Raw genomic sequence first — 19,150 nt, 5'->3', positions numbered from 1 at the left:
CCCGAAGGGCGCGGGGGCCGGCCGACGATCCTCCACCGGGCGGCCTCCCCGGGACGCGACCGGCCGGTCGCGGACTCCGCCGGTAATTCGGGTGCGCGCGACCGGTGGGGCGGCTAGCGTGTGGGCATGCGCAACTGACGCCCCACTGCCGAGCCGACCCGCCGCCGCATCGCCGCGGGTCCGCGTGCTCCCGGGCGTCCGCATCCCGCACCGGCCGTCGAACGGCGGTGCTCCTCGTGGTCGATCCCGGGCAGCTGTCCCGATCCCGCCCGACCGTCGCGCGACGGTCGCCGAACGAGACGGGCCCCGGTCACCGGACGTTGCTCCGGTGTGACAGGGCCCGCAGACCGAGGAGGCACCGGATGCCCGCCAGGCGCAACCCGAAGAAGTCCCGTACCACCGTCCCCACGCCGTCCGTCGCGGACCTGACGCCCGTCAACCTCGACGAGGTGGCGGTTGCGTCGGTCTCGCCGGTCGTGCCGGCACTGCCGGTCGACCGGCCCGCCGCGCCGAAGGCCGGTCCGCCGGTCTCCGGCGTCGGCCGCTCCGGCCCGCTGCGCGACCAGAAGGCCGGGCAGGCCCGCCGGTACGCCTTCCGGCGCAGCTGACGGTGCCAGGGCCGGGGTGGAGCCGTCGTCACCGGCGACTCCACCCGGCCCGCCCGTCGCCCGACCACCCGGGCAGGCGCCTGCACCCGGCCCGCCCGCCGTCTGCCCAGCCCGGTCGGCGCCTTCGCCCGGTCCGTCGACCGACCAACGGGCGGCGTCAGCCGATCAGCGGGCGGAAGGTGCCGAGCAGCACGCTGACGGTCAGCGCGGCCCCGGCGAGCACCGCCGCGCCGGCGATCAGCAGGCCGTCGGCGGCGACGAAGCGCTGTCGCCGGGCGACGGTGCGCGGGACCCCGGCGTCGAAGCCCCGGGCGTCCATCGCCACGGCCAGCCGGGTGCCCCGGCGGATCGCCCCGACGAGCAGCGCGAAGGCCGTCGACCCGAACAGCCGCAGCTTCGCCAGCGGGTTGCGACCGGCCTCGACCCCCCGGGCGCGACGCGCCATGGAGATCATCTGCCACTCCTGCCCGAGCAGCGGCACGAGCCGGAACGCGGCAAGCGCCCCGATGGCGAACCGGGCCGGCGCCTTCGCGTTCTGGATCAGCGCGTCCGCCAGGTCGGTCGGGTCGGTGGTGGCGAAGACGATCACGCCGGGCAGCGCCACCGCGAACATCCGCAGCACCAGGCCGAGCGCGGTGAGCAGCACCCCGGAGGTGACCACCACCGGGCCGGCCTCGAACAGCACCCGGCCGGATCGCTCGGCGGCGAAGAGCACCAGCGTCACCACCACGCCGACCGCGCCGACCAGCAGCGGCCAGGCCCGCCGCGCCAACACCCGGAAACGGACCCCGAACAGCGGCAGCAGGGCCAACTCGACGGCGATCGCGATGGCCGGCGCCACCGGGTCCAGGGTGGCGATCAGGATGAACGAGAACACCAGCGCCGCGGCGAGCTTGGCCACCGGGTTGCGCCGGGCCAGCAACGCCTCCGGCGCGGCGACCGGCTCGAAACTGATCACGCCCGCCCCAGGGTGAGGCGGCGGTCCGGGTGGGTGACCGGTGCGGCGGTTCGGTCGCTGGTCACGTCCGCTCCCAGGGCGGGGTGGCGGTCCGGGTGGGTGACCGGTGCCGCGTTCGGGCTGGTCACGGGCGCTCCAGGGTGAGGCGGCGATCCGCCAGGGCGGCGACGAACTCCGGGTCGTGGGTGACGGCGACCAGGCCGTGCCCGGCGTCGCGCAGCTCGGCGAAGAGGTCCACCAGCTCCAGCCAGGTCCGCCGGTCCTGGCCGAAGGTCGGTTCGTCGCAGACGAGCAGGCGGGGCGCGGTGGCCAGGGCGGTCGCCGCGCTCAGCCGCCGCGCCTCCCCGCCGGAGAGGGTGTACGGGTTGGCGGCGGCGAGTTTCGTCAACCGCAGCCGGGACAGCAGGGTGTCGACGGTGGTCCGGACCGCCGCCTCGGGCTGGCCGGTGCGGCGCGGGCCGAGCGCCAGCTCGTCGAAGACGGTGTTGGTGACGAACTGGTGCTCCGGGTCCTGGAAGACCGAACCGATCCGGCGGGCCAGTGCCGGGGCGCGCCAGCGGTGCGGGGGAGTGCGGGCGTCGCCACCGGCCAGTGCCGTCGTCGCCGCGATCCGGCCGGCCCCGGGCGTGAGCAGACCGCCCAGCAGCAGGGCGAGGGTCGACTTGCCGGCCCCGTTGGGCCCGACGACGGCGAGCGCCTCGCCGGCGCGTACGGCCAGGTCGACGGGGGCCAGCCGGGGCGGCAGGCCGAGCCGGTCGGCGGCGAGCAGCACGTCGCCGGGCGGCGCGGTCGCGTGGCGGGGCGGTACCGGGCGGCCGGGCACCCAGACGCCCTCGTCGGCGAGCGCGTCACCGTGCGTACCGAAGACGGCCTCGGGCGTGCCGTCGGCGCGGACGCCGCCGCCGGGTTCGAGCACGACCACCCGGTCGACCAGGGGCAACGCCTCGGCGACGCGGTGTTCGACCAGGATCAGCGTGGTGTCGGCGTCGAGCGCGCCGGCCACCGCCGCCCGGATCAGCGCCGCGCCGGTCGGGTCGAGGTTGGCGGTCGGCTCGTCGAGCAGCAGCAGGCCGGGGCGCAGGGCCAGCACGCCGGCCAGGGCAAGCCGCTGCTGCTCCCCACCGGAGAGGGCGGCGGTGGGGCGGTCCCGAGGGTACGGGAAGCCGACCCGGGCCAGCGCCTCGTCGACGCGGGGCCAGATCTCCCCGGCGGGGGTGCCGCGGTTCTCCAGCCCGAACGCCACGTCGTCGCCGCTGCGGGCCATGACGAGCTGGGTCTGCGGGTCCTGGAAGACGATGCCGACCCGCTCCCGGCCCTTGCGGGGGTCGAGCCCGTCGATCTCGACGGTGCCCTCCTGCTCGCCCGAGTCCTCGGGCAGCAGCCCGGCCAGCGCGGCGAGCAGCGTGCTCTTGCCGGCCCCGGAGGGCCCCAGCAGCAGCATCCGCTCGCCAACCTCGACGCGCAGATCGACCCCGCGCACCGCCCAGGCCCGCCGCCCGGCATGCCGCCACCCGAACCCCCGCAACGTCACCGCCCCCACGCCGCCCCCTTCCTTCCTGCCCGTCCGTGGGCGTTGATCATGAGGTTGTTGTCGTTCGGCACGGCGTGTCGTGGCAACAACTTCATGATCAACGCGCCGGGTCGTGGGGGTGGGTGGGTGGGGGAGGGGGAGAGGGGGGAGAGGGGGTTGGTCAGATTGGGGTGCGGTCTCGGGCGGCGGGGAAGCGGTCCAGGGCGCCCGTGGTGGCCAGGGCGCGGGTCAGGGCCCAGCCGCCGGCACCCGCGACGATCGTGGCGCTGACGATGGTGAGCAGGGCGTAGGGGATCCGGTAGCTGCCCAGGGCGTACTCGCTGTTCCAGACGAAGAAGTCGAACAGGGCCGCGCCGAGGCCGGTCAGCGCGCCCGCGATCAGCGCGGTGGGCAGCCGGAACGAGCGGTACCGGAACGCGGCGAAGGCCAGTTCGGCGCCGAGCCCCTGGATCAGGCCCTGGACGATGGTGACGCCGCCCCACTCCGAGCCGAGCAGCGCGGAGACCGTCGCCGCCACCGCCTCGCAGAAGAGCGCCGCGCCGGGCTTGCGGATCACCAGACCGCCGAGGACGGCCGGGACCAGCCACACGCCGTACATGATCGCCTGGCTGGCGGGGAAGAACGCGAACGCCGGGTCGACGGCCCGCCACAGCAGGCCCCAGGCCCAGAAGATGACGCCGAAGGCCACCGCGATCACGGCCGCGACGACGACGTCGACGGTACGCCACCGGGTGGCGGTGTTGTTGTCTCGCATGATTGCTCCCAGTCCCGAACGAGAACCAGGAGAAGACGCACGCCGCGCCCGGAAATGCCGGACGTCGACGCGGCTGGAGGTCGACCGAACTCCCTGCGCTGGCATTACCCAGATCAGGTTCGAGGGTCTGCGGGCGGTGCCCGCACTCTCAGCGCTGTGCGCTCCCCTGTCGGATGTGAAGTTGTGGCCTGACGCTAACACCTTTGAAGATCATCGGGCAAAGTGATCTTTCCGCAGCTCATCAGCGCGGTCGATCGACGCCGTCCGTTCCGGCCCGGTACTCTCGGGCGGCCACTGGAAATCCGGCAGAGGGACACGTACGTGACATCCGAGGCTGACCGCCGCGCGCCGGACGGGTCGCACCCGGGCGCGATGGGTGTGGCCCCTCCGGGCGTACGCGAGGAGAAGCCGGCGGCGCCCCGCGGCCCGGACCGGCGGGTCGGGTCGGTGGAGGTCCTCGCCGGCCTGCTGATCCTGCTGGTCGTCCTCCGCGAGCCGCTCGCCCGGGCCCTCTCCGCGCCCCGGTTGCAGACCTGGACCACCGTCTTCGTCTCGGTCATGGTGCAGGCGGTGCCGTTCCTGGTCTTCGGGGTGCTGCTCTCCGCGGTGATCGCCGTCTTCGTGCCCCGGTCGTTCTGGGCCCGGGCGCTGCCGCGGCACCCCGCGCTCGCGGTGCCGGTGGCCAGCGCGGCCGGCGTGGTGCTGCCCGGGTGCGAGTGCGGGGCGGTGCCGATCGCCGGGTCGCTGATCCGGCGCGGGGTCACCCCGGCCGCCGCGCTGGCGTTCCTGCTCGCCGCCCCGGCGATCAACCCGATCGTGCTGACCGCCACCGCCGTGGCCTTCCCCGACGACCCGGCGATGGTCCTCGGCCGGGCCGTCGCGAGCCTGCTCGTGGCGATGGTCATGGGCTGGCTGTGGCTGCGCCTCGGCCGGGCCGACTGGATCCGGCTGCCGCGCCGGCCGGAGCTGGACGGCGGCCCGCGCGGCCGGGCGTTCTGGGGTGCGGTCCGGCACGACGTCACGCACGCCGGCGGGTTCCTGGTCATCGGCGCGGCTGCCGCCGCCACGATCAACGTCGTGGTGCCGGAGCGCTGGTTGCAGACCCTCGCCGACGAGCCGGTGCTGTCGGTGCTCGCGCTGGCCGTGCTCGCCGTGCTGCTCTCCCTCTGCTCCGAGGCGGACGCCTTCGTCGCCGCCTCGCTGTCGCAGTTCTCGCTGACCTCCCGACTGGTCTTCCTGGTGGTGGGGCCGATGGTCGACCTCAAGCTCATCTCGATGCAGGCCGGAGTCTTCGGCCGGCGGTTCGCGCTGCGGTTCGCCCCGACCACCTTCGCGGTGGCCGTCGCGGTGGCCGCCGCGACCGGGGCGGTGCTGCTGTGAACCGGCAGGCGCAGGCGGTCGTCCTGCTGCTGCTCGGCGGCGCGGTGGTCCGGGCCAGCCTCACCGACCTGCACCTGCGCTACGTCAAGGAGGGGCTGCGGCCCTTCCTGATCGCCGCCGGCCTGCTGCTGGTGGCCGCCGCGGTCATGACCCTCTTCTACGAGCTGCGCCCGCTCCTGCGGCGCACGCCCGCCGGCCACCCCGACGACCCGGCCGGTGGGTGGCGGTCCCGGCGCACACCCGGCCCCGACGCTCCCGGCGATGGCGACGACGGGCACGAGGGCGACGGCGGGCACGGCGACGACGACGGGCATGACGGGCACGGACACCGCGAGCCGCGGGTCGGCTGGCTGCTGATCCTGCCCGTGCTGGGCCTGCTGCTGGTCGCCCCGCCGGCCCTGGGCTCGTACGCGGCCGGGCAGGCCGGCACCGCCGTCACCACCCGGCAGCAGCCGTCCGACTACCCGCCGCTGCCCGCCGGCGACCCGGTGCGGGTGACCGTGCTCGACTACGCCTCCCGGGCCCTGTTCGACCGGGGCACCTCGATCGGCGAGCGCCGGGTCCAGCTGACCGGCTTCGTCACCACCGGCCCCGACGGCCGGCCGCTGCTGGCCCGGATGGTGCTCTCCTGCTGCGCCGCTGACGGGCGGCCGGTCAAGCTGGGCCTGACCGGCGCGGCCCCCGACGGGCTCGCCGACGACACCTGGATCGAGGTGACGGGCCGCTACAGCGACCGTATCGCCCGCGACCCGGTCAACGACGCCGAGATTCCCTACCTGGACGTGGAGTCCTGGCGGCAGGTACCCGTCCCCCGGCAACAGTACGAGTGACAGGTGGGCCGGCAGTCCCGGGCGGCCAGGTGCGGCGCTGGGTAGGCTCACGATCATGCGGATCGAGGCCCGGGGTTTCACGTTCGACGTCCGCGTCGGCGGACCGGAGGGCGGCACGCCCGTCCTGCTGCTGCACGGCTTCCCCCAGCACGGCGGGGAGTTCGACGACGTGGTGCCCGCGCTGCACGCCGCGGGACTGCGCACGTACGCGCCGGACCAGCGCGGCTACTCGCCGGGCGCCCGGCCCGAGGCGGTCGAGGCGTACCGGCTGCCGGAGCTGGTCGCCGACGTGCTCGGCGTACTCGACGCGCTGGGCGTCGACGCGGCGCACCTGGTGGGGCACGACTGGGGCGCGGCCGTGGCCTGGGCCGTCGCGGCCCACCATCCCGACCGGGTCCGCACGCTGACCGCGGTCTCCGTGCCGCACCCCGCCGCCATGGCGTGGGCGCTGGCCGAGGACGCGGGGCAGAAGGCGCGCTCGGCGTACATGACGGTGTTCCGCAAGCCGGGCACGGCGGAGAAGGCGCTGCTGGTGCTGGGCGCGACCGGGCTGCGCCGGATGCTGCACGGGGTCGGCGACGACGCGCGGGTGGCCGCGTACGCGGACCCGATGCGCGAGCCGGGCGCGCTCACCGCCGCCCTGAACTGGTACCGCGCGATGTCCCGCCGGGACCTGGCCGCCACCGGGCCGGTGGCGGTGCCGACCACGTACGTGTGGAGCGGTCGCGACATCGCGATCGGCCGGACCGCCGCCGAGGCGTGCGCCGAGCACGTGACCGCCGACTACCGCTTCGTCGAGCTGCCCCGGGTGAGCCACTGGATCCCCGACGAGGCGCCCGCCGCGCTGGCCGAGGCGATCCTGGCCCGGGTGCACGACCCGGTCTGACCTTCCCCGCGACACCGGCCGGCGGACGCCGGGCCCACCCCTGACGGAGGTACGACATGGACCGAGCAGACACGACGGTGAAGGCCGAGGACTTCCTGGCCGTGGTGACCGACACGATGCACCGGGTCGCCGAGAGCCAGCGCGAGGCGGTGGGGCGGGCCGCCGACCTGATCGCCGAGGCGGTACGCGCCGACGGCGTGGTCCACGCGTTCGGCACCGGCCACTCCGAGGCGCTGGCCATGGAGATCGCCGGGCGGGCCGGCGGGCTGGTCCCGACGAACCGCATCGCCCTGCGGGACCTGGTGCTGCTCGGCGGCGCCCCGGTCGACGTGCTCGGGCCGCTGCTGGAGCGCGACCCGGCGGTGGCGCACCGCCTCTACGAACTGGCCCCCGTCGGCCCCCGGGACGTCTTCGTGCTCGCCTCCAACTCGGGCGTGAACGGCGCGATGGTGGAGTTCGCGTCGCTGGTCAGGGAGAAGGGCCACGGGCTGGTCGCGATCACCTCGGCGCAGCACTCCGGGCAGATGACCTCGCGCCACCCGTCGGGACGCAAGCTCGCCGACTTCGCCGACGTGGTGCTCGACAACGGCGCCCCGTACGGCGACGCGACGCTGCCACTGCCCGGCGGGGGCGCGGTCGGCGCGGTCTCGTCGATCACCGCGGCGCTGCTGGCGCAGCAGATCACGGTCGAGGTGGTGGCGCGACTGCTGGCGGCGGGGGAGCGGCCCCCCGTCTACCTGTCGGCCAACATCGCCGGGGGCGACGAGCACAACAACGCCCTTGAGGCCCGGTACGCGGGCCGGATCCGCCGCGGCTCCTGACGCCTTGCGGCTGCGGGCGGCCGCATGACGATCGACCCGAACCGGCGCGTCAGACAGTGACGTGAGTCGGTTTCGCGCGTCGGCGGGTGGGGCATCAGCGATGCTGCCGCCGGCCGCCCCCGCCGGCAGTACCGTCTGACCGGAGGTAGCGCGTGTCCAAGGAAACCGAGAAGCAGCGCTGGCAGCGCAACTTCGCCGACCTGCTCCAGGAGCTTCGGGTCGCCCAGACCGGCGTGCAGATCCTCTTCGCGTTCCTGCTCACCCTGCCGTTCAGCAACGGCTTCACCCGTACGAGTGGCTTCCAGAAGGACGTCTACATCGTCGCGTTGCTGGCCGCGGCCGCGGCCACCGCGATGATCATCTCCCCGGTGGCGTTCCACCGCGCGCTGTTCCGGCAGGGCCGCAAGCCGGAGCTGGTCCGGTTCGCCCACCGGATGGCCAGCGGCGGGCTCGCCTTCATGCTGATCTCGATGGTCAGCGCGGTGCTGCTGATCACCGACTTCGTGCTGGACCGGAGCGTGGCCCTGGTGCTCAGCGGCCTCACCGGCCTCTGGTTCCTCACCTTCTGGGTGTTCCTGCCGTTCTCCCGCCGCAACTGGGGCGACGACGACACCGACGACGACGAGAACGAGAACGAGCCACGGTCCCTCAGCGACTGACGAAGGTCGACACAACTCGATATTTACCAATCGCTACCCCTGGGTAACACCCGGGGGTAGCGTGCTGTTCGTCGAGCACGTTGACGCATCCGGACCGAGGTTCGAGGGGGCCGCCGTGACCGCGACACACAACAGCCGACCCGCGCCCGACGGATCAGGCGCCGACCAGCCGCCGCCGTCGGCCGACGCCCCGCCCGCCGCCGCCGACAAACCGCCTGCCGCCGCCGACAACCCGCCCCCGGCCGGCGCGGCCGGGCCCCTGCCGACCGAGGCCGGCCAGGTCTCCGAGAAGGAGGCCCGACAGGTCGCCGAGGCGGCCCGGGAGTCCTCCTGGGACCGTCCCAGCTTCGGCAAGGAACTCTTCCTCGGCCGGTTCCGGCTCGACCTGATCAACCCCTGGCCGCGCTCCGACCCGGCGGACGTCGCCCGCGCCGACGAGTTCCTCGGCCGGTTCCGCGAGTTCCTCGCCTCCGAGGTGGACGGTGCCGCGATCGAGCGGGACGCGTCCATTCCGGACGAGGTGTTCCAGGGCCTGGCCCGGCTCGGCGCCTTCGGCATGAAGATCGACCGGTCGTACGGCGGGCTCGGGCTCAGCAACCTGCACTACTGCCGGGCGCTCATGCTGGCCGGCTCGGTCAGCCCGGCGATCGGCGCGCTGCTCTCGGCGCATCAGTCGATCGGGGTGCCGCAGCCGCTGAAGATGTTCGGCACCGCCGAGCAGAAGCAGCGCTTCCTGCCCCGGCTCGCCGCCGGTGAGGTCTCCGCGTTCCTGCTCACCGAACCGGACGTCGGCTCCGACCCGGCCCGACTGGCCACCACCGCCGAGCCCACGCCCGACGGCACCGGCTACCGCCTCAACGGCGTGAAGCTGTGGGCCACCAACGGCACCGTCGCCTCCCTGCTCGTGGTGATGGCCCGGGTGCCCGCCACCGAGGGGCGGCGCGGCGGGATCACCGCCTTCGTCGTCGAGGGCGACACCGAGGGCATCACGGTCGAACGGCGCAACGCCTTCATCGGCCTGCGTGGCCTGGAGAACAGCCTGACCCGCTTCCACGACGTCTTCGTACCGAAGGAGAACGTCATCGGTGGTGAGGGCAAGGGCCTGAAGATCGCGCTGACCACCCTGAACACCGGGCGACTGTCGCTGCCGGCGATGTGTGTCGGCGCCGGCAAGTGGGCGTTGAACGTGGCCCGGGAGTGGGCCGTCGACCGGGTGCAGTGGGGGCGGCCCGTGGGCGAGCACGAGGCGGTGGCCCAGAAGCTGTCCTTCATCGCCGCGACGACGTACGGCATGGAGACCATGCTGGACCTCTGCTGCCTGCTCGCCGACGACGACCGTAACGACATCCGGATCGAGGCGGCGCTGGTCAAGCTCTACGCCAGCGAGATGGCCTGGAAGATCGCCGACGAGCTGGTGCAGATCCGGGGCGGACGCGGCTACGAGACGGCCGACTCCCTCGCCGCGCGGGGCGAGCGACCGGCCGCCGTCGAGCAGTTGCTGCGCGACCTGCGGATCAACCGCATCTTCGAGGGCTCCACCGAGATCATGCACCTGCTCATCGCCCGGGAGGCGGTCGACGCGCACCTGTCGGTCGCCGGGGACATCATCGACCCGGACGCCGGGCTCGGCCGCAAGGCGAAGGCCGGTGCGCGGGCCGGCGCCTTCTACGCGAAGTGGCTGCCCACCCTCGCCGTCGGCCGGGGACAGCGCCCCTCGGCGTACGCCGAGTTCGGTCCCCTCGCCGGGCACCTGCGGCAGGTGGAGCGCGCCTCGCGCAAGCTGGCCCGCTCGACGTTCTACGCGATGTCCCGCTGGCAGGGCAAGATGGAGCGCAAGCAGGCGTTCCTCGGCCGGGTGGTGGACATCGGCGCGGAGCTGTTCGCGATGTCTGCGGTCTGCGTACGCGCCTACGCCGAGCGGGACACCCGCCCCGAGAACGTCGAGCTGGCCGACCTGTTCTGCCGGCAGGCCCGGGTACGCGTCGACGCGCTCTTCGCCGCCCTGTGGGACAACACCGACTCCGTCGACACGACCGCCGCGAAGCGGATCCTGGCCGGGCGCTACGCCGCCCTGGAGGACGGCGTGATCACCCCCGCCGACGACCTCCCCTGGGTGGCCCCTTGGTCGCCGGGCCCGTCCACCGCCGCCGACACCCGCCGCCGCATCCCACCCCCGCCCCCACCCTCCTCCTGACCATTCCTCCCCGCCCCGCCCCCGCCCCCCGCCCTCGGCGTCGATCATGCAGTTGTGGCGTCCCACGAAAGGCGCGAAAGTGGCCGTTCCGGGCACCACAACTGCATGATCGCCGGGCCGAGCCGAGCCGGGGCGGCGCGGGCACGGGCCGGGGCGGGGCGGGCACGGGCCGGGCGGGTGGGTGGGGTCAGCGGTTGGCGCGTAGGCCCAGGTGGCGTAGTTCCAGGGCGGCGAGGGCGTCGACGGTGGCGTCGTCGCCGCGTCGCCACGACTCGGCCACGTCGGGGGCGATCCGGGTCAGCCGCCCCAGCGGCTGGGTGGCCAGCGCACGCAGGGCGAGCAGGTCCCGGCCGGCGGGCGCGGCGGCCAGCTTCGCGGCCGAGCCGGCCCGGCGCATCCAGCGCACCCGCAGCGGCAGCCAACCGAAGAGCACCAGGCCGAGCGGGAAGATCAGCACGGCGACGGCCAGCGCGAGGGCGAGCTGGTCGACCAGCTCCTGCTGGTCGCGCCCCGCCTCGGCCAGCGAGCGGGCGGCGGTGGCGGCCCGCTCGAACGGCGCGGTCAGCTCGTCGCCGACCAGCGGCACCCGGCCGACCTTGCCGCCGGCGTCGGCCAGGTTGTCGGCCAGGCCGCTGCCGGCGCCCTCCAGCTTCTGCCCGGGTACGGCGAGCTTCTGGACCAGGTCGTGCAGCCACAGCGCGCCACGGATCGCGCCGTACACCCAGGCGACGACGAGCAGGTCGGTGATCAACTGTCGGACGGCGGTCGGGAAACGATCGGCGTAGATCTTCACGCCGGACAGCGTGCCACGTGCGAGGGCCCCTGGCACGGCGCGAACGACGGCACACCGCCCGGCGAACGACGGCACACCACCCGGCGGACGGCTGCACACCGTCCAACGGACGGCGGGCACCGGACGCAACGGTGGCCGGCGGACGCGGACGGCACAACGGGCGGACCCGCGCCCGACGAGGCGGGCGGGCGGTGGCCAGCGCCACGGGCGGACCCGGCGGACGGCGGGGCGCCGACGCAACGGGACCCGGCGGACGGCGCTAGGGGCGGGGTCAGCTCGCGCAGGCCGGGCAGGTGCCGAAGATCTCCAGGGTGTGGCTGACGTCGGCGTAGCCGTGCTTGGCCGCCACCCGCTCGGCCCAGCTCTCCACCGTCGGCCCCGCCACCTCCACGGTGCGGCCGCAGGTCCGGCAGACCAGGTGGTGGTGGTGGCCCTCGCTGCACCGGCGGTAGAGGTGCTCGCCGCCCGGCGGGCGCATCACGTCGATATCGCCCGTGTCGGCGAGCCCCTGGAGCGTGCGGTAGACGGTGGTCAGCCCGACCCGCTCGCCGCGCTCGCGCAGCATCGCGTGCAGCTCCTGCGCGCTGTGGAAGCCCTCCAGCTCGCCGAGCAGTGCGCTCACCGCCGAGCGCTGCCGGGTGTTGCGGACAGTGGAACCCGCCATGATCATGATCCCTCCCCGGCGTGGCTCACCGCGTCGGCCACGATGTGTGCGACGTGCTCGTCGACCAGCGCGTACGCGATCTCGCGACCCCGCCGGGAGCCGCGCACCACGCCGGCGCCCCGCAGCACCCGCAGGTGCTGGGAGACCAGCGGCTGGGCGGCGCCGAGCTTGTCGACCAGCTCGTGCACGCAGCGCTCGCCCTCGGCGAGCTCGCTGACGATGGCCAGCCGGATCGGTGCCGAGAGGGCACGCAACAGCTCGCTCGCGCCCTCGAAGGCGTCGTAGCCTGATCCGTCGGTCACCCTGTAACGGTAACCAATCCCACCGGCACGGCGCTGACCAGGATCAGTGAAGTACGACCTCGTGCGGCTCCGGCGCGGGCGCGGCGGCGGGGGTGCGCCGCCTGCGCAGCGTCCGCCACGCCGCGCCGAGGACCGCGACCACCCCGAACGAGGCGATCGCCATCAGCACCACCGAGGCGCCCGGGGCGGTGTCGGCGTTCGCGGCCACCCAGACCCCGGAGCCGGCGGCGAAGAGCCCGAGCGCCATCGCCGCCGCCATCGTGCTGCGGAACCCCCGGGTCACCTGCTGCGCGGTGGCCACCGGCACCACCATCAGCGCGCTGATCAGCAGCACCCCGACGGCCCGCATGGCGATCGTCACCGTGACGGCGGTGGCCACGGCGAGCAGCAGGTTGAGCGTGCGTACCGGCAGGCCGGAGACGCGGGCGTACTCCTCGTCGTGGCAGACCGCGAACAGGGCCGGGCGCAGCGCCAGCATGGTCACCCCGATCGCGACGCCGAGCACCGCGATGGTGGTCAGGTCCTGCGGGGAGATCGTGGTCAGCGACCCGAACAGGTAGGCGTTGAGGTTGGCGCTGGTGCTGTCGGAGAGCCCGACCAGCGTCACGCCGCCGGCGATGCCGCCGTAGAAGAGCAGGGCCAGAGCCAGGTCGCCGGAGGTGCGCCCGCGGGCGCGGACCAGCTCGATGGTGATCGCGCCGGCGGTCGCCACGGCCACCGCGACGAGCACGGGGGAGCGGTTGAGCAGCAGGCCCGCGCCGACGCCGGTGAGCGCCACGTGCCCGACCCCGTCGCCGATCAGGGCGAGCTTCCGCTGCACCAGGTAGATGCCGAGCGCCGGGGCGGCCAGGCCGATGATCAGCGCGCCGATCAGGGCCCGCTGCATGTAGGGGTACTGGAAGAGTTCCATCTCAGCTGCTCCACAGCCCGGCGGGCTCGTCGGGACCGTGCGGGTGCACGTGGTCGTGGTCGGGCTCCGCGTGGTGGCCGGCGGGCTCGGGCACCGCGCCGTCGTGGCAGATCCCACCCTGGTGTACGACGACCGCCCGGCTGATCAGCGGCCGCAGCGGCCCGAGTTCGTGGGCCACCAGCAGCACCGTGCCGCCGCCGGCCACGAAGCCGTGCAGCGCCTCGGCGAACGCCTCCTGGCTGGCGGCGTCGACCCCGGCGGTCGGCTCGTCGAGGACGAGCAGCTCCGGCTCACCGGCCAGCGCCCGGGCGATCAGGGTGCGCTGCTGCTGCCCGCCGGAGAGGGTGGCCACGGGATCGCGGGCCCGGTCGGCGAGCCCGACCGCCTCCAGCGCGGCGGTCACCGCCGCCCGGTCCGCCGCGCCGGCCGGGCGCAGCACCCCGCGCCGGGCGAGCCGGCCGGAGGCCACCACCTCGCGGACGGTGGCCGGTACGCCGCTGCCGGCGCCGAGGCGCTGCGGGACGTACCCGATGCGGTGCCACTGCCGGAAGCGGCGCAACGGGCGGTCGAAGAGGGTGACCGACCCGGAGCTGAGCGGCACCAGGCCGAGCGCGGCGCGGATCAGGGTGGACTTGCCGGAGCCGTTGGCGCCGAGCACCGCGACCACCTCGCCGGCGGTCACGGTCAGCGAGACGTCGCGCAGCACGGGGCGGCCGTCGTAGCCGACCACCCCGTGCGCGACGGTGATGACTGGGGATGTCACTGGCAGCTCAACGCCGTCCTCAGGGTCGCAAGGTTGGTACGCATCACCGAAAGGTAGTCGCCGCCGCCGGGGGACAGCCCCTCCAGGGGGTCCAGCACCGCGGTCTTCGCGCCGACCTCGGCGGCGATGGTCTCGGCCACCTTCGGGCTGACCAGCGTCTCGAAGAAGATCGTGGTGGCCTTGTGCTCCCGGGCCTCCTGGGCGACCTCGGCCAGGCGCTGCGGGGACGGCTCGTTGTCGGGGCTGAGCCCGGTGATGCCGATCTGCTCCAGCTGGTAGCGCCCGGTCAGGTAGCCGAAGGCGGTGTGGCTCACCACGATCTCCCGCCGCTGGCAGGTCTTCAGCCCGGCCGTGAACTCGGCGTCCAGCTTCTCCAGCTCGACGCGCAGCGTCTTGGCGCGGGCCGTGTAGTCGGCGGCGCGGTCCGGGTCGGCCCGGCCGAGCCGCTCGGCGAGCTTGTCGCCGACCGTGGCGAGGCGGGTCGGGTCCAGCCAGAGGTGCGGGTCCTTGGTGCCGCCCTCGTCGTGGCCGGGTTCCTCGGCCTTGCCCGACTCCTCGGGGTGGGCGTGCTCCTCGCCCTCGTGCTCGTGGTCGTGGCCGCCCGCGGCGGCGTCCAGCAGCGGCTGCACGGTCGACACGTCGAACGCGCGGTCCCTGGCGTTCTGCTCGACGGCCTCGTCCAGCGCCGGCTGGAAGCCCTTGAGGAGCACGACCAGCTCCGCCTCGGCGACCTGGCCGACCTGGCCCGGGTTCAGCTCCAGGTCGTGCGGCTCCGCCCCGGGCTTGACCAGGTTGCTCACCTTCACCGCGTCGCCGCCGATGCGCTCGGCGAGGAACTGCAACGGGTAGAAGGCGGCCACCACGTCGACCCGCTGCGGGTCGGCGCCGGACGTGCCGTCGTCGGAACAGGCCGTGACGCCACCCAGGGCGAGCAGGGCGGTGGTGGCGACGGCCAGGGTGCGCGGGGCGGAGCGGATGTTCATGTCGTGAACTGTCCGCGACAACGATAATGATTGTCAAAAACGCATGCTTGCATGTCAGAGCAGCTTCACCAGGCCCGCGGTGACCAGCAGGGTGAGCGCCACCAGCCGGATCACCCGGGTCGGCACCGTCTGCACCGACCAGGTGGTGACCAGCAGCGCGGCCACGGCCGCGGCGAGCAGCAGGGTCAACAGCCCGCCGACCACGCCGGGGGTGAAGAACGCGACAAGCACCAGCACGAGGGTGACCAGGAACACCGTCGTCGGGTTCGCCCGGGCCAACCGGGCCGGCATCCGGCTCTGCGTACGCTGCATCCCACAGACTCTACGAGGAGGAACCCCGTGCTGGTGACGAACCGGTTCGTGGTGGACGTTGATGTCGCCGACGAGTTCACCGAGCGGGCGCACGCCGCCCTCGCCGCGCTCGCGGCCCGCCCCGGTTACCTGCGCGGCCAACTGGTGCGTGCGCTGGACGACCCCCGGCACTGGTGCCTGGTCACCGAGTGGGAGTCGGTCGGCACCTACCGGCGGGCCCTGGGCGGCTTCGACGTCAAGATCACCGCTGTGCCGCTGCTCGCCGAGTCGCTCGACGAACCGTCGGCGTACGAGGCGCTCGCCGCCGCCGCCCCGGGCGGGGACGTCGTCCCGGCCGCCAGCGATCGGGCCGCTGGTCCTTACCGCTGAGCCCGTGGGCACTACATTGCTTGCATGACCGCTCCCGGACCGGCGACCCCGCCGGCGTACCCTCCGTCGCCCGGCCAGCAGGGGGCGCAGCCGCCCGCCGTGCCCGGCCCGCCGGCGGACCCGGGTGTGCCCGCCCCGCCAGCCGGGCCAGGGGTCACCCCGCCGTTCGCGGCGCCGCCCACCGAGGGGCGCAACACCCGGCTCTGGCTCGGGCTGGGCGCCGGGGCGCTCGCCGTGCTGCTCTGCTGCGGCGGTGGCGGCGCGGCCGTGGTGGGGCTGGCCGTGACCGGGGTGCAGGCCGTGCGCGAGCAGGGCCGCACCGTCTCCACCGACTACTACCGCGCGCTCGTCGAGCGGAAGTACGGCGCGGCCTACGACCAGCTCTGCGACGACGCGCAGCGGCGCGAGTCACGCCGCGAGTTCGAGCGTCGGGTGGCCGCCGAGCCGCAGATCGCGACCTTCCGGGTGGGCGACGTGGACGCCGTCTCCCTCACCGTGCCCGTCGACGTCACCTACACGGGCGGCCGGCAGGACCGGCAGGAGGTCACCCTCGGGCAGGACCAGCAGACCGGCGGCATGGAGGTGTGCGGGGTGAGCTGACCCGCCCCCGGTATTCTGCTGGGCCCGGGACGGCACGGGTCGTACCGTTGTCCCGAACTGTTCCTTCCGTCCTTACCGCGTCCCCGCCGACCGCCAGTCGGCGTAGGAGGAAACATGCCAGCCGACCGTATCGACGCCGTCGTCAGCCTCGCCAAGCGCCGAGGCTTCGTCTTCCCCTCCAGCGAGATCTACGGAGGCACCCGGTCGGCGTGGGACTACGGTCCGCTCGGCGTGGAGCTCAAGGAGAACGTCCGCCGGCAGTGGTGGAAGACGATGGTCCAGCAGCGCGACGACGTGGTCGGCCTCGACTCCGCCGTGATCCTGGCCCGCGACGTCTGGGCCGCCTCCGGCCACCTGGACGCCTTCGTCGACCCGCTGACCGAGTGCCAGTCGTGCCACAAGCGGTTCCGGGCCGACCACCTCGAGGAGGCGTACGAGGCCAAGCACGGCAAGCCGCCGGCCTCGCTGACCGAGCTGAACTGCCCGAACTGCGGCAACAAGGGCACCTTCACCGAGCCGAAGATGTTCAACGGCCTGATGAAGACCTTCCTCGGCCCGGTCGAGAGCGAGGAGGGCATGCACTACCTGCGGCCCGAGACCGCCCAGGGCATCTTCGTCAACTACAAGAACGTCGAGACGGTCGCCCGCAAGAAGCCGCCGTTCGGCATCGCCCAGACCGGCAAGTCGTTCCGCAACGAGATCACCCCGGGCAACTTCATCTTCCGCACCCGCGAGTTCGAGCAGATGGAGATGGAGTTCTTCGTCGAGCCGGGCTCGGACGAGCAGTGGCACGAGTACTGGCTCTCCGAGCGCTGGAACTGGTACCTCGACCTGGGCCTGTCGGAGAGCAACCTGCGCTTCTACGAGCACCCGAAGGAGAAGCTCTCCCACTACTCGAAGCGCACCGTCGACATCGAGTACCGCTTCCAGTTCGGCGGGACCGAGTTCGCGGAGCTGGAGGGCATCGCCAACCGCACCGACTTCGACCTCTCCACGCACAGCAAGCACTCCGGCGTCGACCTGTCCTACTTCGACCAGGCCAAGGGCGAGCGCTGGATGCCGTACGTCATCGAGCCGGCCGCCGGCCTCACCCGCGCGGTGCTCGCGTTCCTGCTGGAGGCGTACGACGAGGACGAGGCGCCGAACACCAAGGGCGGCGTGGACAAGCGCACGGTGATGCGCTTCGACCCGCGGCTGGCCCCGGTCAAGGTGGCCGTGCTGCCGCTGTCGCGCAACGAGGCGCTCTCGCCAAAGGCGAAGGGCCTCGCCGCCGACCTGCGCAAGCGCTGGGTGGTGGAGTTCGACGACTCGCAGGCGATCGGCCGCCGCTACCGCCGCCAGGACGAGATCGGCACCCCGTTCTGCGTGACTGTCGACTTCGACACCCTGGACGACAACGCGGTGACCGTCCGGAACCGGGACACCATGGCCCAGGAGCGCATCGCGCTGGACCAGGTCGAGCGCTACCTGATCGAGCGCCTCCCCGGCTGCTGAGCGGCGACTACGGGGGTCTGGCCGGCGGGGAAACGCGCCGGCCAGACCTCCGTACACTTGTCCGGTGACCGCGACGACCGTTCCCGCACTGCGCCCGCTGACCCTCGGGCGGCACGAGGTGTGGCCGCCGGTGGTGCTCGCGCCGATGGCCGGCATCACCAACGTCGGCTTCCGGCAGCTCTGCCGGGAACAGGGCGGCGGCATCTACGTCTGCGAGATGATCACCACCGTCGCGCTGGTCGAGCGGAACCCCAAGACGCTGCGCATGATCGCGTTCGGCGACGACGAGCGGCCCCGCAGCCTCCAGCTCTACGGCACCGACCCCGAGATCACCGCCGCCGCCGTGCGGATCGTGGTGGAGAAGGACCTCGCCGACCACATCGACCTCAACTTCGGTTGCCCGGTCCCCAAGGTCACCCGCAAGGGCGGCGGCTCGGCGCTGCCGTGGCGCCGCCGGCTCTTCGCGCGGCTGGTCAGGGCCGCGGTGGACGCCGCGTCACCCGCCGGGGTGCCGGTCACGGTCAAGATGCGCAAGGGCATCGACGACGACCACCTGACGTACGTCGAAGCGGGCCTCGCCGCCCAGGACGCGGGCGTGGCGTCGGTCGCCCTGCACGGGCGTACGGCCGCACAGCGCTACTCCGGCACGGCGGACTGGGACGCCATCGCGACGCTCAAGCAGGCCCTCGACGTGCCGGTGCTCGGCAACGGCGACATCTGGGAGGCCGACGACGCGCTACGGATGGTGGCGCACACGGGCGTCGACGGGGTGGTGATCGGCCGGGGCTGCCTGGGCCGCCCGTGGCTCTTCGCCGATTTGGAGGCCGCGTTCGACGGCCGCCCGGAGCGCCGCCTGCCCACCCTCGGCGAGGTGGCGCTGACGATGCGCCGCCACGCCGAACTGCTGGTCGACCAGTTCACCGCCGGCTCCCGTAGCCCTGCCCGGGGCGAGCGGGACGGCTGCACCGACTTCCGCAAGCACGTCGCCTGGTACCTCAAGGGCTTCCCGGTCGGCGGCGAGCTGCGCCGCGAGCTGGCGATGATCGAGAGCCTGGCCCAGCTCGACGACCTGCTCGCCAAGCTGGACCCGACCGAGCCCTTCCCCGTGGCCACGTTGGGCCAGCCGCGCGGCCGCACCAACTCGCCCGGTAAGGTCTTCCTGCCGGACGGCTGGCTGGCCAGCCGCGACGACGACACCGTCCCGGAGGGCGCCGAGCTGGCCGACTCGGGTGGCTGAGCCCCCGGCCCCCGGCCCCCGGCCCCCGGCCCCCGGCCCCCGGCCCCCGGCCCCCGGCCCCCGGCCCCCGGCCCCCGGCCCCCGGCCCCCGGCCCCCGGCCC

General features: G+C 74.0%; 22 protein-coding genes and 1 riboswitch. Of the genes, 11 read left to right on the top strand and 11 right to left on the bottom strand.

The window, feature by feature from the left end; genetic code table 11:
• Positions 1–362 precede the first annotated feature (362 nt).
• Entirely contained in the window at positions 363–608 is a 246-nt protein-coding gene (locus tag EV374_RS29315) for a hypothetical protein (RefSeq protein ID WP_132240398.1), read from the top strand.
• A 157-nt stretch (positions 609–765) separates the two neighbouring features.
• Here EV374_RS29315 and EV374_RS29310 read toward each other — a convergent pair whose 3' ends face one another.
• The 4 genes from EV374_RS29310 to EV374_RS29300 form a co-directional block, all read right to left on the bottom strand.
• A complete protein-coding gene (locus tag EV374_RS29310; protein WP_132240397.1) occupies positions 766–1,566 on the bottom strand; it encodes a CbiQ family ECF transporter T component in 801 nt (266 codons plus the stop codon).
• Positions 1,563–1,694 carry a hypothetical protein gene (locus tag EV374_RS33655; protein WP_486486027.1) on the bottom strand — a complete coding sequence of 44 codons (132 nt, stop codon included), beginning with the start codon at positions 1,692–1,694 and terminating at the stop codon, positions 1,563–1,565. Before EV374_RS33655 ends, EV374_RS29310 begins: the two co-directional genes overlap by 4 nt.
• Complete coding sequence (locus EV374_RS29305; protein ID WP_132240396.1) at positions 1,691–3,106, bottom strand: ABC transporter ATP-binding protein; 1,416 nt, start codon at positions 3,104–3,106, stop codon at positions 1,691–1,693. Before EV374_RS29305 ends, EV374_RS33655 begins: the two co-directional genes overlap by 4 nt.
• Positions 3,107–3,257: 151 nt before the next feature.
• Positions 3,258–3,851 carry an ECF transporter S component gene (locus tag EV374_RS29300; RefSeq protein ID WP_132240395.1) on the bottom strand — a complete coding sequence of 198 codons (594 nt, stop codon included), beginning with the start codon at positions 3,849–3,851 and terminating at the stop codon, positions 3,258–3,260.
• A gap of 72 nt (positions 3,852–3,923) precedes the next feature.
• Positions 3,924–4,029, bottom strand: a riboswitch (TPP riboswitch).
• Between the two features lie 194 nt (positions 4,030–4,223).
• On the opposite strand from EV374_RS29300, the gene EV374_RS29295 reads away from it, so the two are divergent.
• The 6 genes from EV374_RS29295 to EV374_RS29270 all read left to right on the top strand — a co-directional run bounded on the left by EV374_RS29295 (position 4,224) and on the right by EV374_RS29270 (position 10,621).
• A complete protein-coding gene (locus EV374_RS29295; RefSeq protein ID WP_132240459.1) occupies positions 4,224–5,231 on the top strand; it encodes a permease in 1,008 nt (335 codons plus the stop codon).
• Positions 5,228–6,061 carry a TIGR03943 family putative permease subunit gene (locus EV374_RS29290; RefSeq protein ID WP_132240394.1) on the top strand — a complete coding sequence of 278 codons (834 nt, stop codon included), beginning with the start codon at positions 5,228–5,230 and terminating at the stop codon, positions 6,059–6,061. The genes EV374_RS29295 and EV374_RS29290 overlap by 4 nt, the downstream gene beginning before the upstream one ends.
• A 55-nt stretch (positions 6,062–6,116) precedes the next feature.
• Positions 6,117–6,947, top strand: coding sequence for an alpha/beta fold hydrolase (locus tag EV374_RS29285; RefSeq protein WP_132240393.1), 831 nt, complete (start codon positions 6,117–6,119; stop codon positions 6,945–6,947).
• 56 nt (positions 6,948–7,003) lie between these two features.
• Complete coding sequence (locus EV374_RS29280; protein WP_132240392.1) at positions 7,004–7,768, top strand: sugar isomerase domain-containing protein; 765 nt, start codon at positions 7,004–7,006, stop codon at positions 7,766–7,768.
• 152 nt (positions 7,769–7,920) lie between these two features.
• On the top strand, positions 7,921–8,427 hold the full coding sequence (locus EV374_RS29275; RefSeq protein WP_132240391.1) for a DUF6328 family protein: 507 nt from the start codon (positions 7,921–7,923) through the stop codon (positions 8,425–8,427).
• 115 nt (positions 8,428–8,542) lie between these two features.
• On the top strand, positions 8,543–10,621 hold the full coding sequence (locus EV374_RS29270; RefSeq protein ID WP_486486026.1) for an acyl-CoA dehydrogenase family protein: 2,079 nt from the start codon (positions 8,543–8,545) through the stop codon (positions 10,619–10,621).
• A 187-nt stretch (positions 10,622–10,808) separates the two neighbouring features.
• On the opposite strand, the gene EV374_RS29265 is transcribed toward EV374_RS29270, so the two are convergent.
• The 7 genes from EV374_RS29265 to EV374_RS29235 form a co-directional block, all read right to left on the bottom strand.
• A complete protein-coding gene (locus EV374_RS29265; RefSeq protein WP_132240390.1) occupies positions 10,809–11,414 on the bottom strand; it encodes a hypothetical protein in 606 nt (201 codons plus the stop codon).
• A gap of 271 nt (positions 11,415–11,685) precedes the next feature.
• Positions 11,686–12,078: a Fur family transcriptional regulator gene (locus EV374_RS29260; protein WP_165947938.1), complete on the bottom strand. Its 393-nt coding sequence runs from the start codon at positions 12,076–12,078 to the stop codon at positions 11,686–11,688.
• A 2-nt stretch (positions 12,079–12,080) separates the two neighbouring features.
• Positions 12,081–12,380, bottom strand: coding sequence for an ArsR/SmtB family transcription factor (locus EV374_RS29255; RefSeq protein ID WP_088998913.1), 300 nt, complete (start codon positions 12,378–12,380; stop codon positions 12,081–12,083).
• A 43-nt stretch (positions 12,381–12,423) separates the two neighbouring features.
• Positions 12,424–13,290, bottom strand: coding sequence for a metal ABC transporter permease (locus EV374_RS29250; RefSeq protein ID WP_132240388.1), 867 nt, complete (start codon positions 13,288–13,290; stop codon positions 12,424–12,426).
• Position 13,291: 1 nt separating this feature from the next.
• The gene (locus tag EV374_RS29245) at positions 13,292–14,053 is read right to left on the bottom strand and encodes a metal ABC transporter ATP-binding protein (protein WP_132240387.1); all 762 of its coding nucleotides are present in this window, start codon (positions 14,051–14,053) and stop codon (positions 13,292–13,294) included.
• On the bottom strand, positions 14,050–15,036 hold the full coding sequence (locus tag EV374_RS29240) for a metal ABC transporter substrate-binding protein (RefSeq protein ID WP_132240386.1): 987 nt from the start codon (positions 15,034–15,036) through the stop codon (positions 14,050–14,052). Before EV374_RS29240 ends, EV374_RS29245 begins: the two co-directional genes overlap by 4 nt.
• Positions 15,037–15,090: 54 nt before the next feature.
• The gene (locus EV374_RS29235) at positions 15,091–15,348 is read right to left on the bottom strand and encodes a hypothetical protein (protein WP_132240385.1); all 258 of its coding nucleotides are present in this window, start codon (positions 15,346–15,348) and stop codon (positions 15,091–15,093) included.
• Positions 15,349–15,375: 27 nt separating this feature from the next.
• Between EV374_RS29235 and EV374_RS29230 the strand changes: the two genes are divergently transcribed.
• From EV374_RS29230 to dusB, 4 genes are all read left to right on the top strand, one after another.
• Entirely contained in the window at positions 15,376–15,717 is a 342-nt protein-coding gene (locus tag EV374_RS29230; RefSeq protein ID WP_132240384.1) for an antibiotic biosynthesis monooxygenase family protein, read from the top strand.
• A 126-nt stretch (positions 15,718–15,843) separates the two neighbouring features.
• Positions 15,844–16,317 carry an Rv0361 family membrane protein gene (locus tag EV374_RS29225; protein ID WP_132240457.1) on the top strand — a complete coding sequence of 158 codons (474 nt, stop codon included), beginning with the start codon at positions 15,844–15,846 and terminating at the stop codon, positions 16,315–16,317.
• A 114-nt stretch (positions 16,318–16,431) separates the two neighbouring features.
• Positions 16,432–17,811, top strand: coding sequence for a glycine--tRNA ligase (locus tag EV374_RS29220; protein ID WP_132240383.1), 1,380 nt, complete (start codon positions 16,432–16,434; stop codon positions 17,809–17,811).
• 64 nt (positions 17,812–17,875) lie between these two features.
• Positions 17,876–19,048 carry a tRNA dihydrouridine synthase DusB gene (gene dusB / locus EV374_RS29215; RefSeq protein WP_132240382.1) on the top strand — a complete coding sequence of 391 codons (1,173 nt, stop codon included), beginning with the start codon at positions 17,876–17,878 and terminating at the stop codon, positions 19,046–19,048.
• Positions 19,049–19,150: the final 102 nt, after the last annotated feature.

This window comes from Micromonospora sp. CNZ303 (assembly GCF_004345505.1).
Note: the sequence above shows the minus strand (reverse complement) of the source record. Positions and strands in the feature narration are given on the sequence as shown.